14 protein-coding genes are annotated in these 13,777 nt (G+C 33.7%); 5 read left to right on the plus strand and 9 right to left on the minus strand.

What is annotated here, in order from left to right; all coding sequences use genetic code 11:
• Nucleotides 1–57: 57 nt before the first annotated feature.
• Nucleotides 58–1,218 carry an aspartate kinase gene (locus ACICP1_RS00265; protein ID WP_395460866.1) on the plus strand — a complete coding sequence of 387 codons (1,161 nt, stop codon included), beginning with the start codon at nt 58–60 and terminating at the stop codon, nt 1,216–1,218.
• Between the two features lie 15 nt (nt 1,219–1,233).
• On the opposite strand, the gene recF is transcribed toward ACICP1_RS00265, so the two are convergent.
• Both recF and bcp read right to left on the minus strand, forming a co-directional pair.
• Nucleotides 1,234–2,313, minus strand: coding sequence for a DNA replication/repair protein RecF (recF, locus tag ACICP1_RS00270; RefSeq protein WP_264682499.1), 1,080 nt, complete (start codon nt 2,311–2,313; stop codon nt 1,234–1,236).
• An 8-nt stretch (nt 2,314–2,321) separates the two neighbouring features.
• On the minus strand, nt 2,322–2,789 hold the full coding sequence (gene bcp / locus ACICP1_RS00275; protein WP_264682501.1) for a thioredoxin-dependent thiol peroxidase: 468 nt from the start codon (nt 2,787–2,789) through the stop codon (nt 2,322–2,324).
• 63 nt (nt 2,790–2,852) lie between these two features.
• Between bcp and gshB the strand changes: the two genes are divergently transcribed.
• Nucleotides 2,853–3,779 (plus strand): glutathione synthase, encoded by a 927-nt coding sequence (gene gshB / locus ACICP1_RS00280; RefSeq protein ID WP_264682504.1) that lies wholly within the window; start codon nt 2,853–2,855, stop codon nt 3,777–3,779.
• Here the strand turns inward: gshB and ACICP1_RS00285 are convergent.
• On the minus strand, nt 3,764–4,786 hold the full coding sequence (locus tag ACICP1_RS00285; protein WP_353281599.1) for a UDP-N-acetylglucosamine--N-acetylmuramyl-(pentapeptide) pyrophosphoryl-undecaprenol N-acetylglucosamine transferase: 1,023 nt from the start codon (nt 4,784–4,786) through the stop codon (nt 3,764–3,766). The genes gshB and ACICP1_RS00285 overlap by 16 nt on opposite strands.
• 73 nt (nt 4,787–4,859) lie before the next feature.
• On the opposite strand from ACICP1_RS00285, the gene ACICP1_RS00290 reads away from it, so the two are divergent.
• Nucleotides 4,860–5,219, plus strand: a complete 360-nt coding sequence (locus ACICP1_RS00290; protein WP_395460867.1) for a hypothetical protein — start codon at nt 4,860–4,862, stop codon at nt 5,217–5,219.
• Between the two features lies 1 nt (nt 5,220).
• Here ACICP1_RS00290 and lpdA read toward each other — a convergent pair whose 3' ends face one another.
• The 5 genes from lpdA to der form a co-directional block, all read right to left on the minus strand.
• Nucleotides 5,221–6,606, minus strand: a complete 1,386-nt coding sequence (gene lpdA / locus ACICP1_RS00295) for a dihydrolipoyl dehydrogenase (RefSeq protein WP_139686719.1) — start codon at nt 6,604–6,606, stop codon at nt 5,221–5,223.
• 677 nt (nt 6,607–7,283) lie between these two features.
• Nucleotides 7,284–7,763, minus strand: a complete 480-nt coding sequence (locus ACICP1_RS00300) for a disulfide bond formation protein B (protein ID WP_064085878.1) — start codon at nt 7,761–7,763, stop codon at nt 7,284–7,286.
• A 79-nt stretch (nt 7,764–7,842) separates the two neighbouring features.
• Nucleotides 7,843–8,424, minus strand: a complete 582-nt coding sequence (locus ACICP1_RS00305; protein ID WP_395460868.1) for a hypothetical protein — start codon at nt 8,422–8,424, stop codon at nt 7,843–7,845.
• Between the two features lie 41 nt (nt 8,425–8,465).
• The gene (locus ACICP1_RS00310) at nt 8,466–8,891 is read right to left on the minus strand and encodes a hypothetical protein (RefSeq protein WP_395460869.1); all 426 of its coding nucleotides are present in this window, start codon (nt 8,889–8,891) and stop codon (nt 8,466–8,468) included.
• 132 nt (nt 8,892–9,023) lie between these two features.
• Complete coding sequence (gene der, locus ACICP1_RS00315) at nt 9,024–10,349, minus strand: ribosome biogenesis GTPase Der (protein ID WP_264330803.1); 1,326 nt, start codon at nt 10,347–10,349, stop codon at nt 9,024–9,026.
• A 135-nt stretch (nt 10,350–10,484) separates the two neighbouring features.
• Between der and ACICP1_RS00320 the strand changes: the two genes are divergently transcribed.
• Nucleotides 10,485–11,309 (plus strand): hypothetical protein, encoded by an 825-nt coding sequence (locus ACICP1_RS00320; protein WP_395460870.1) that lies wholly within the window; start codon nt 10,485–10,487, stop codon nt 11,307–11,309.
• A gap of 124 nt (nt 11,310–11,433) precedes the next feature.
• Nucleotides 11,434–12,960, plus strand: a complete 1,527-nt coding sequence (locus tag ACICP1_RS00325; RefSeq protein ID WP_395460871.1) for an acyl-CoA carboxylase subunit beta — start codon at nt 11,434–11,436, stop codon at nt 12,958–12,960.
• Between the two features lie 618 nt (nt 12,961–13,578).
• Here the strand turns inward: ACICP1_RS00325 and ACICP1_RS00330 are convergent.
• Nucleotides 13,579–13,743 (minus strand): hypothetical protein, encoded by a 165-nt coding sequence (locus ACICP1_RS00330; RefSeq protein ID WP_241653867.1) that lies wholly within the window; start codon nt 13,741–13,743, stop codon nt 13,579–13,581.
• Nucleotides 13,744–13,777: the final 34 nt, after the last annotated feature.

Here is a 13,777-nt window from a genome sequence, read left to right on the forward strand (position 1 = left end):
CATTTAATTAAACAACTGTACTCTCTAGAAAGGTGAAAAATTGACCTTATTGTAACTATGAACAAAATAATCATAAAAAAATTTGGTGGGACTTCACTAACTGACTTAAATCGAGTTGCAAACCTGATAAAAAATGATATTGAGAAAGGTTGTAATGTAATCGCTGTTGTATCTGCTGCTGCAGGATTCACTGACCAAATGGTTTTTCAAGCTAGGCAAATTTCAAATTTAAATTGTAGACAAGAGTTATCAGAGTATGATGTTCTCCTTTCAGCAGGAGAACAGATCTCTTGCGCATTATTAGCTATCACTCTTCAATCTATCGGAGTTAATGCTAAATCATGGCTCGCCTGGCAGTTACCAATTGTAACGGATAATTTTTATTCTGAGTCTAAAATAAAAAAGATAAAAATTGACCATGTAAAAAGATCTTTTGCTGAGGGTTATACTGCTGCAATCATTGCTGGTTTTCAGGGTATACACGATGATAGAATCACTACTTTTGGTAGAGGAGGATCTGATATCTCAGCAATTGCCTTTGCTGTAGTCTTTGGTATTAGGACTTGTGAAATTTTTACTGATATTGACGGAATATATACAGCAGACCCAAAAATTGTTCCAAGGGCACGCAAGCTTAAATCTATCTCTTACAATGAAATATTGGAGATGTCGTCATCTGGTGCTAAAATATTGCATAATCGTTCAGTACAACTTGCAATGAAGCATAATATTAAGGTGCAGGTGTTATCCACTTTTGAGGAAGTAGAAGGCACTACAGTACTACACGAAAAAGATGTACTGGAAAGATACTTAATTACTGGAATAACTTATAGCACTCACGAAGCTCTTGTAACTTTTACTAACTTTGCAAATACTCTGGATACTTTAAGAGATATAGCAGGAGCAAACGTTAAAATTGACATGATACATGGGTCAAGCTTTTTGATTTCTAAATTTGATGTTGATTTAATGAAAAAGTTATTGAACAAAAATGAAAATTATGTCGTAAACAATAATATAGCTAAAATTTCAATAATTGGTATTGGTGTTATGTCTAACACTGAAGTGATGTACCGCACACTCAAGGTTTTAAGCGAAAAAAAGATAGAAATACTTGCTGTCACAATGTCCGAAATCAAGATCAGTATAGTTGTTCAAAAAAAACACGCTGAGGCTTTAATTAGAGATTTACATACCGAATATGAGCTTGATGTATGACAGCACGCTTGAAATTTATTTACTTGATAATTCAAAAAACTTGAAAGAGCAAAGATAGTTATTGAAATTATCTTGATTTACATCGGTTATCCAAGTTTGACATTGAATGCTTAACACCTCCTCCATTAACACCTTTCTGTAATCTTTATCCAGATGCGACATTATATCGTCAAGCAGAAGAAGAGGTGCTTTATTGTAATGAATACACCTTGCTTTTACACTAGATAAGATGATAGAAAGCAGTAATAGCTTTTGCTCTCCAGTAGAACAAAGATTTATTGGCATGTCCCCTTTTTGGCAAAAAACCCAAAAATTATCATTATGTACAGAAAAGGTTACTCTACCAGTTAATGAGTCTTTTTCTCTGTTTTCCTTTAGACGATTCTGAAAATATTCTGCAGTATCGTTCAAAGTTAGCTGACTGCTAAATTTCAAACTTGCCTTTGGAAAAAACTCACAAGAATGGTTATCAATTGTGCCCTGTAGTATTTTTAAAACAGACAAACGCATACGTAAAATATCAACTGCATTGGTAGCCATGACGTTTTCAAGGCTAGAAAGCCAATTTTCATCCAAGATATTCTCTCTCAATAGTTCACTTCGTTCACGTTTAGCTTTTCTATATTTCATGTAGCAATAGGTGTAATTTTCTTCAAATAGTGAAACTATACGGTCTAAAAATTTTAACCTGTCGCTTGGAGAATTAAGAAGAATATAGTCCATTTGTGGAATTAGCCATATTACATTAGATATTCTATACAAAGATGAGTAGCTTGACTGCGTTTTCCCATCAATTTGTATTAATTTCTTATTAAGATTCTTTCCTATACCAATTGAGTTAAGCTCTGCTCCATTGAAAAAGTCATAGTGTACTGCCCAATCTTTATTACTGAATCTATTTTGCATCTCATTTGCTTTTGCTTTTTTCATTCCGTTGCTTTTAGCAAGCAATGAGATTGCTTCAAGTATATTAGTTTTCCCAATACCATTTTTGCCAGTTACTACAACTGGTCTATCATCTAAATCCAGTTCAAAGTTTGAATGACTACGAAAGTTATATAATTTCAGTTTTTTTATATAGCAATGGGTAGTCATTCTTTAATTTATATTCTCCTTACTTCCTCTAGAACCTCATCAACATGTCCACTAACTTTTACGTTTTTCCAAATCTTCACTACTTTACCTTTTTTATCTATTAAAAAAGTAGTCCGCTCTATTCCCATATACTTCTTAAAAAACATGCTCTTTTCTACCCAAACACCATATTTTCCCAACATTTCAGCATTTTCATCAGAAATCAAAGAAAATGGCAGAGAATATTTTGCTTTGAAGTTAGCGTGGCACTTAACGCTATCTTTTGATACACCAATTATCACTGTGTCAAGAGAAGAGAAATTTTCTATTTTGTCTCTAAAGCCTTTTGCCTCCATTGTACAGCCTGGAGTATCGTCTTTAGGATAAAAATAAAGGACTACATTTTTTTTATCAAAAAATTCACTCAGCGATAAAATCTCGCCAGAATCTGTTGGCAAACTAAAATCAGGTGCATTATTTCCTACTGTTAATTCCATACTTTGCTCCATTAATAACACTTTTATGGTACTATAGTATATTGTAATAAGAAGGAAGAATAAATGAAAGTAGCTTTTCAAATGGATAAAAGTATAAACTTCGAAAGTGATACTACATTTGCATTAATAAAAGAAGCTCAGAGGAGAAAGCACGAAATTTTTGTCTATGTCCCTAATAATCTAGCACTCAAGTTAAATCAGCCAATCGCTCTTGCTCAGAAAGTCAGCGTTGATGATTGTAGCTTCATTTCAAAAGAGGATGTAGTAATCAACCTAAATGAAATTGATATCATATTTATCAGGCAGGACCCACCTTTTGATATGCGTTACATCACAACTACCTATATTTTAGAAAAAACCAGTGCATTGATAATTAATAATCCAACAGAGATAAGAAATTGTCCTGAAAAATTAATTACTTCACTATTTCCAGAGTTAATTCCTCCAACTTTGATCACTGAAAATATATCGATGATGAGAGATTTTTACCACAACTATCAAGATATCATCTTAAAACCATTATATAGCTATGGAGGAAACGACGTAATAAGGATACAGGACAAAAATAGTATTCAAGTAGTAGCAGAGCTCATGGTTGCAAAATATGAATGTCCTGTAATTGCACAAGCATTTTGCAAGAATATAGACAGAGACAAGAGGATACTATTGCTAGATGGTAAACCAATAGGAGCAATGAAGCGAGTTCCAAAAGCTAGCGGAGAAATTAGAACAAATATGCGGCTTGGAGCAAGTTTTGAATCTATTGAAATGAATGATAGAGACACTGAAATATGTAATAAAATTGGTCCTGAGCTAAAGAAAAGAGGGCTAATATTTGTTGGTATTGATATTATAGATGACTTCCTGCTCGAAATTAATACTACCTCACCTACGGGAGTAGTTTATATCAATAAGTTGTATAGTAAATCACTAGAAAAAGAACTATGGGATGCATTTGAAAAAAAAGCAATTCGTCAACTAAGTTCTTGAGCTATTGCCTTAATAAATTCAGTAACTCCATTCCTTATTCTTGTTTTCTTAGTATTATTAGCCATATCACGCAATTTTTGACAATTTTGCAATAAATCAACTAGCAACTCTCCTAGATTCTTTTTCGCGTTACTATTTTGCTCAACTATTACAGCTGCTCCCGAATCTTCAATATGTTTTGCATTATAAAATTGATGGTTATCTTTTGAGTGAGGATAAGGAATATATACAGCAGGACGCTCAGCAAGAGTAATCTCTGCTATTGAAGTTGCCCCTGCTCTGCTAATTACCAAATGAGCATTGGCCAGTTTATTTTCCATATCATCGAAAAACTCACTTAACTCACAATCAATTCCTTCATTTTTGTATAGACTCTTGACCTTGTTTATATTTTTCTTCGTACATTGCTGCGTTACTCTAATCCTCTCTTTTACTTCAACAGGTAGATCACAAATTACGCTGCTCACTACATCATCAAAAAAATTTGCACCCTGACTGCCTGCTATTATTAACACGTTTAAAACTGTTTCAGCTCTAGAATAGCCTTGTGCTTCTATATCGACAAAATTTCCTGTAAAAACGCATTTACTACCTTCTGCATACTTAGTCTCTGGAAAGCTAGTTGCAATTAATTTTGCACTCTTGAAAAAGAATCTATTTACTCTCCCTAAAACTATATTTTGTTCATGTAAAATTATAGGTATAGAAAAAATCTTTGCTGCAAAAAGAGTTGGAAAAGAGGCGTAGCTACCAAAACCAATGATTAGCTTTGGTTTTAATTTTCTTGTTTGATACAGTGCTAATACACAACTATACATTAACAAAAAGAGAAACTTCAATTTGTTGCCACTTGGCTTGCACAATGGTAAAATATAACTTTCTATATTGATGGTTTTTTGATCAGTGAATAATATACAATTGTGCCCTTGTACCTTTAGTGCTTTTGCTAAGGTTATAGCTGGAAAAACATGCCCACCTGTACCGCCTGTTGCTAGAATAATAGTCATCTGTAAGTAGTAATTTGATAATAGATTGTTAATTATTTTTTAATACTTTGCATGTAAAATTTTATCAAGCTTTATGATAGTTGAGTTAAAAATGCCTAAAAGTAGTGACAGTAAAAAAGAATCTAACGTAAAAAATAAGCCTCAAGAGCAAAGCAGAAGCGGAGGTTTATTAAAAAACATAATAAAAGCTCTTTTTAACTCAGTTGTTGATCTACCTCAGCAAGAACAACTCAATAAAAATATTTATAGACAACAAGGTTTAGACAGTAAAAGAAAAAGCCCAGAGGATCTTAATCAGGAAAAAAAGCTTGAAGTGAAAGAAGCAGCTGAAGGGTTAAAAGAAAAGTTAGAAAAATCTGATATTGGTAATCAATCTATTAGAATTGAATCGCCTAATCAGGATAATTGTAGCTCTAAAACAATGGATCGTTAGCTTAACTATTTAACGATTCATCATCTGCAGCAAGTACTGATTCGTGTATAATTTCCGAAATAGTTGGATGAGGAAAAATCGTAGATTTTATGTCGCAGTCTGTTCCCTCTAGTTGCTTTGCAAGAGCGAAATTGCTAATTAACTCTGTTACTTCCGCTCCTATCATGTGAGCTCCAAGAAGTTCGCCTGTTTTTTTGTCTATAATTGTTTTCACTAAACCTTCAGTTTCACTTAGTGCAATAGATTTACCATTAAAGTTGGAGTGAAATTTTCCTACTTTTATATCGTATCCACTTTTTATTGCCTGTTCCTCAGTAAGGCCAACGCTTGCTACTTGCGGATGAGAGTAAGTGCAATTTGGTATGCACTCTTTTTTTAACTTATGAGCATTTTTACCGGCAATTTTCTCAACACAGATTACAGCTTCATGACTTGCTTTATGCGCTAAACATGGGGGACCAGCTACATCACCTATTGCATACACACTTGATTCACTTGTTTCATACCACTCATTCGTTTCAATGAAACCAGAAGGACTCAACTTAATTTTTGTATTTTCTAAACCTATATTTTCAGTGTTTGCTTGCACGCCAACTGCAACAATCACCCTATCAAATTCTTTGCTCTCACCACTACTTAGTAACACTTGAGCAAAGTCTTTATTTTTAGTCAAAGCTTTTACGCTACTGTTTGTATATATTTTTATCCTTTGTTTTGTGAATATTTCTTGTGCTAAATTTGAAATATCTTTATCTTCCAGCGGCAAAATAGTGTCTTTTACTTCTATAATTGTTACATCAACTCCCAAAGTACTATAAAAACTTGCAAACTCTATTCCTATCGCACCAGAACCTATGATTAGTAGAGATTTTGGTAACTTCTTTGGAGTCATAGCGTGCTGCGCATTCCATATTAAATCTCCATCTACTTCGATTCCAGGAAGATTTCTTGCCCTTACACCTGTTGCTAAAATGATATGCTTAGAAGAAATTTCCTCCTCCTTCTTATCATTAAGAATTTTTACAACATAGTTACCTGCAAGTTTACCAAAGCCTTGATGAACTTTGATGTTATTTTTTTTCATCAAATACTCAACACCACTTGATAGCTTATCAACAACGTTCCTTGAATATTTCACTATTGATTGTATATCAAAACTTGTATCCTTTACTTTTATGCCAAATTCTTCTGATCTTCTTATTAATCTATAAACTTCAGACGCTCTAAGTAGCGATTTTGTTGGTATACATCCCCAATTTAAGCATATACCACCCAAATTTTCCTCCTTTTCAACAATTGCAGTTTTAAGTCCAAGCTGCGCCGCTCTAATTGCTGCTATATAACCACCAGGACCGCTGCCTATAACTGTAATATCATACTCATTCATCAGTTTTCTTCGTATGCAAAAGACTATATATAACAGATGGAACCCGTATGATCAATGCTCAGGTGCATAGAAGCGGCTTGACAAACCTTCCCACTTTTCTTCTTATATCAATAAGAGTATTTATCCTTATTTTTAATCTCCGCGGGTTTAACAACAAAACTCAGATATTTATTGGCAGATTACATAAAAATTATAGCGGCTACATGTTTTTTAAATTTTTTCTACTTCAGCCAAAACACGCTTGTTAGCACATTATCAATTTACATTATTAAAACTCGCTATATAGGGATTCTTTTGCCTTTTTTTACTTAGTAAATTTATTAATATTTATAGCTAAAGCTTCAGGCCAGCACTTGATGCTGAAATCTTTACTACAAATAAGCATATTGAGCACAAAATTATGCTAAAATACAACGTTTTTGGTGAGACTATGGACAAACTGAATCCCAGTATCTGGGCACTGGGATGACAAGAAATAGGCTGCTTTCATAACAATGAAAGGTTATTTGGATGATAGCTGCACTTCCAGTTTCAGCTACTCGGATGACAAGAAAGAGGGCACTGGCATGCTGAACCATAATGTTCGTACAGCTGTGCAAGAATCAGTGGGTGTGACTTGCCAAATTTTTAAATTACGGACAGCACCAAGTAACGAACAAGTACAGCGTCTATACCAGTTACTGTTGTACCTTATTTCTTTCTCCACAATACATTTTACCTGATAAGAATAGAGCTACTATAAGATAAATAAGATTCCATGTTGCTAACGAAACACCAAAAATATAATGAGGTCTGTCACAAGACGGAGAGTAGTTAGGGTTTAATAGATTATTTCTTAGCTCTTCTATGCTAACGTTACCACTTGCTTGCTCTGTACAGCCTAAAACATCATGAAATAAGTGGAGTTCAAGACCTACATGATAAAAAGATATTATTGCACCAATGAGATAGCTGCAAAACATTGCATAGATTAGGATTTTGTTGTCTTTGAACATATACGCAACTGCAAGTAGCCCTGTAACATAGTAAACTACTCGCTCGTATATACATAACTTACACGGTATCATATTGAAAAAATACTCTAGCACATATGCAAAAATTAAAGCGACAGCGCTTGATAAGAGAAAAATTATAGAACTGTTATTTACATCTGACATAGTTAATGAATTACTACAATATCTGTGAAGAGTCAACTCTTGTTTGACAACGTTTCATGTAACGATAGAACACTAAGTACTATGTTACTACTTTTACACCTCTATACATATGCTCGCCGTTGTATATTGGTTCAGTAATCAGCCCTTTCATATCAGTTGCAACTCTAGTATCACTATCTATTTTTGCAATTTCTTCTTTGGTATACAATTCATCCTTGTTTTTCGTCCAGCTATTGTCATATTGAATATCAACTTCTCCTCCATTGGTTTTAAACCCAAATGTTTCTTGCATAAGCAATCTTGCTTCTTCCAAACGTCTATTGTAACGTTCGTTAGAATCTTGATAGCTAGATATAAGAAGAAGAACGTCATTAGAAAGAGTGAAATATACTATCTCTTCCATAATTTTGTAAATCTCATGTTCTGATAACTTAAACAAAGGATAATCTTTTTGAAACTTATTCTTTACTTCATTGTAAATTTCCATAATTTTTACTCTACCAGCATCGCTTAGAGCAATGATAGCATTTTCAATACTTGCTATACCATCATAGTCATAACCTTTTCTGTCATTTTCAGCAACCAAAAAGCCATGCACAGCCTGAATCTCACCAACTTTCTTATCTTCTTTAGGTAAGATATCAAAATCAAAATAGATCATAGGAGACTTCAGTGCTAACAACATAAATATACGCATACTGTCTATCTCAACACCAAAATTTTACTTTCTGGAATAGAGTATAGATCTCTAAAATATTGAGATACATTGTATAAAGGACATTTAGATAGTTCTGTTTTCTTATTTGGTTGTAAGTGAAAGCTGAATTCATACTCTCCTAAATCCAGCTCATTAAAATCTATAAGTTCTATATTTTTGTTTGGGTTAAATTTTCTGTTTGATATTTTATTCTCCAACTCTTTGCGTTGCTCAGGAGTAAAACCAGATCCATTTATTACTAATTTCACTACACGCGTATCTTCCCTTTTTGCCCAATTGCTCAATCTTTCCAAATATTTTTCTGGAATCGGGTATCCATATCTTTTTGGAAGCCACTGAAATACTAAAGGTGTATCAACCGTGAAAGTATGTGGAGATCCAGGCCTTAAATCTTGTCCTTTATAATTCATAGCAAAAGTACTAAATAAGTTAATACTTTACTATATAATATTAATTTATCAACTACTTATCTTAGTAATATTATTTACTTATTAATAATATTACTAAGATAAAAAAGTATATTATTAGTAAAACAAGATTATCTACTTTACATAGGGGTTTTTATTCTTTTTCAAAAGCAATCTAACTGGTACACCTTCAACAAAGAAGTTTTTTCTAAGACCATTAGTCAAATAACGTTTATAACTCTCATCAACACTTTCCGGGACGTTGCATACCAAAGAAAAAGCTGGAGGTTTGGTGCCAATTTGAGCAATATACTTCATTTTAATTGCTCTACCTTTTATAAGTGGGTGAGAATGTTTTTCCACGGCATCTATTAGCCAATTATTCAGTTTTGCAGTGCTGATCTTCTTGTTTAAGGATTCACTCACTTCAAGACACTTATCTATCACATCACCACAGCGCATACCTTTCAATGCAGAAATTGTTACAGTTGGCACTTCCAAAAATAACCGAGTCACTTCCTGTTGTTTGACAAATTTTATTAACTTACTTCTGTCATCCTTACCTATTAAATCCCACTTATTTAAAACAATGATAATTCCCTTCCCCCCTTTAATTGCAGCTTCAGCAATTGATAAATCCTGCTGCTCAATGCCAAGCAAGGAATCTAACATTAAAATCACTACATGAGAGCGCTTTATTGACTCTATACTTTTTTCAACAAATCTTGATTCTAAGTTATCAACAACATTTGCCTTTCTGCGGATTCCCGCAGTGTCGATGAGAGTGATTAATTTCCCATTATGGTCGTATGAAATATCCACAGAGTCACGCGTGGTACCGGGTTCTGAGCTTACTATTAGTCTATTTTCTGCAAGTAAACTGTTTAAAAAAGTTGATTTTCCAACGTTTGGGCGACCGATGATTGCAATCCTCAGTCTAATGGACTCACTTTCAGGCAGCTCAGTGCCTTCGCTAAGACCTTCAATAACACTAGCTAATGCATCATAAAGATCAATCATACCAAGATTATGTTCGGCTGAGATGTACACCGGACCTATGAAGTTGAAGAACTGCAAATAATCAACGTTTTCCGATTTATGACTTTCGCATTTGTTTGCTATTAGTATTACAGGTTTGTTCGTTTTTCTCTTCAGCCACTTTGCAAACTCTTTGTTCTGCTCATTTTGCACTCTTGCATCAACAAGAAAAAAAATTACATCTGCGCTTAATAAAGAAAGCTCTATTTGTTCAATAACTTGTAGTGAAAAACTGGTTTGGTCATTCCATCCTCCTGTATCTATAACTTTAAACTCTAAATCACTAATTCTTCCAATTCCTTCACGCCTATCTCTCGTTACTCCTGGAATGTCACTAACTACCGCTGCTTTTCTTCTTACTAGCCTATTAAATAGAGTTGACTTGCCTGCATTTGGAAGGCCTATTATGACTATTTTCAGCATAGTTTAAGAGCATGTTTTGTACATAATAGATTATAATCAAAATTTTTCATTTTAACTATTGACTTGATAGATTATATACCTATCCTAAAATTAGGATATTTTATCTTAAGTTTATTATGTAGAATCGAAGGCGTTATGCATAATGCAAATGAAACTTTAATAATGAATTTCGATCAAGTTGCTCAATTAACTTCTCAAATTTATAAATTAGGGACACCTTATAACAACAGGACACGTATATATAACTATATAACTTTAGCTAAAGCATTGGAGAATCTCAATGATCCATCCCGGTCACATGCAAATAAGGAGCTTTTTTTGAGTGACAATGATGAAGAAACTAAGAAATTTCTGAGTGTAATTCGAAAAGGAATTGCTGAATATACAGGTAATGATTCTGTAGATGTGAGGTTGAGAGGAAAAGAAGATAAATCATTTACTGCATGGGTATCGTTAAAAGAAGGCAGAGGTGAGTTAAAATTTAATAACTCATTTCCTGGTAAATCCTTAAAGGATAGTAATCCAAAAATTGGAGCTTTTACATTGGTATCTCCAGAAGATAAAAGGTTGGTGCGTGTTTCACAAAGTGATGATGGTGTAAGGCTTTATCAAATACTAAATGAGTCTTATATAATTAAATTTAACTGGAAAGTGGGTGATAGAGATTGCAGTATTGCTTTAGATATTAGTGAAAATGGTAACGTATTTTGTACTGATTTAAGTGATAATATAAGTCCTGAGGACTTCGAGGAAAACAAAGCTGTAAAAATAAAAATTGGCTATTATGAGAATAAGAAGATGGATAAATATAATGACATGACTCTAGCAAAATTGGTCTCATTGGCTTCAAACTTACAAGGAATTGAAAGAGAAGTTATAACAATCAATCCATCAACAGGTGTAACAAGTGCAAGTGCACAGAATGTTAGTGAGTCTCAGCATTCTCAAAATATTAAATAGAAATTGCTAGCGCATTAATTATCGTACACATACACCGTTGCATGCAGTAACGGTGTATGTGTATAATCAATAGGATTTGTAAGCTCAATAAAGTTTGCAACCAATTTGAAAGTTATTTTACTACATGCAAGACTCTGAAATACTAGAAACTCTAAAGATCAAAACATTAGAAGCCGAAAAAGGAGGAGGTCCTGATAGAGTTAACAAGCAACATGAAAAAGGAAAGCTAACCGCTAGAGAAAGGCTGAGTATACTGCTCGATGAAAATTCATTTCAAGAATATGATAAGTTTGTAAAACATCACGCAACTGATTTTGGCATGCAAAATGCTGATTTTTTAGGTGATGGAGTTGTAATTGGCCATGGTACTATTTATGGCAGAAAAGTTTTTGTTTATTCTCAGGATTTCACTGTCTTTGGTGGATCACTTGGCGCATCGCATGCAAAAAAAATATGCAAAATTATGGATATGGCAATTAATGCCAGGATTCCAATTATCGGACTAAATGACTCTGGTGGAGCCAGAATTCAGGAGGGAGTAAATTCCCTTGCTGGTTACGGAGAAATTTTTCAAAGAAATGTAAATGCATCCGGAGTTATACCACAAATCTCTCTAATCATGGGCCCATGTGCTGGCGGTGCAGTTTACTCTCCAGCGCTAACCGATTTTATTTTCATGGTAAAAAATAGCTCATACATGTTTATAACCGGACCAGATGTAGTGAAAAAAGTTACCTATGAAGATGTAAGCCACGAAGATCTTGGTGGAGCAAAAATTCATACAAGCAAAACAGGAGTAGCAGATTTTGCGTTCAATAACGATGTTGAAATGCTGCTGAGAATCCGTGAATTCCTTACCTTTTTACCAGTAAATAATCAAGAGTCAACGAAATCTGTACCAATCTGCAACTTAATTGATGATGTTGATGAATCTTTGAACACTCTAGTTCCTACCAATCCTAACACTCCTTATGATATATATGAACTCATTGAAAAGGTGTGTGATGAAAGGAAATTTTTTGAACTAAAACCCGATTTTGCTCGTAACATCATAATTGGCTTTGGCAGAATTGGAGGAAATACTATTGGTGTTGTTGCAAATCAACCTATGCACCTTGCAGGATGCTTAGATATTGACTCTTCAAGAAAAGCTGCGAGGTTTGTAAGATTTTGTGACGCATTTAACATTCCCATCATCACACTTATTGATGTTCCAGGTTTCCTGCCAGGTACAAATCAAGAATACAATAATATAATACAACACGGAGCGAAACTGCTTTACGCTTACGCTGAAGCGACCGTGCCGAAAATTAGTCTTATCACTAGAAAAGCGTATGGTGGTGCATATATTGTTATGAACTCAAAACACTTAAAAGGTGATATAAATTATGCTTGGCCAACCGCTGAAATAGCTGTAATGGGCCCTGAAAGTGCAGTTGAAATTATATTTAGGCATGAAAAAGACCAGCAAACGTTAATCAAAGAATATAAAGAGAAATTTGCTAATCCATTTTTTGCTGCATCACATGGATACATTGATGACATTATAGTGCCAAGTAAAACAAGGCATCACTTTCACAAAGCACTAGAGCTGCTTAAAAACAAGAAAGTAGAAAGGATATGGAAGAAGCATGATAATCTTTCTTTGTAACTTTCCTCTCAGTCTTTATTGTAAGGTCTACAGTGCCGTCATACCAAGACTAGCGCTTGGATTACCAATAACGCTAACTTTTGGGTTCTTTTTTCTACAATATATTCTTACTTTAGCTAAAAATTACTTCCGCACATTTTAAATCTGATTATAATTACAATTAGAGATACTTTTAGAGCTCAAAAATCTATCTTTGTCTGCAGATCTTTTTTATTAAACTCATAAAAAATGTAGCGTATCCTCTTCAGCGTATGTGAGTGCATACACACATACTTAATTTCTGTCGTATGTGCACTGCATTTTTTTCTAATCTTTTTTTTTTCACAGGGGGATTTTATGTTCAGAATTCCAGATACTTGACCTTTACTTTAGCTAATAAAAACCAACTGGTACCTGCGGTTTTTATAGCCTCAAAATTTCAATCAAAATTCAACTATCATTCAAAGAAACTTATAGTTATTCTTAGTGTTATTACTATAGTAACAGCGCTATTGATAAGAATATAGAAAACCTCTATAACCTTGTTCTTTTAACTTTGTAGTTGATTTTAAGTAAAGATACTCATCAGTAATTGTGAAAAAGACTTCAAGTGAGAGTATATAAGTAAGATACTAACTACTAACAAAGATATACAAAAGTTGTCTTTGTATTATGGGAAGGGCTATACTTATCCAATAAGTTGTTTTTCCTGTCTTTTAAGACTAATATCCCATCTTCTTTCGCTAACTTAAAATCTATATCCTGCTTCCAGTGCGATAAATCTATAACTACATTTTCTACCATTTATTGCTCCTACCTTAAACCTTATTAATTACTT

This window comes from Wolbachia endosymbiont (group B) of Ablattaria laevigata, assembly GCF_964277395.1.
Taxonomy (GTDB): domain Bacteria; phylum Pseudomonadota; class Alphaproteobacteria; order Rickettsiales; family Anaplasmataceae; genus Wolbachia.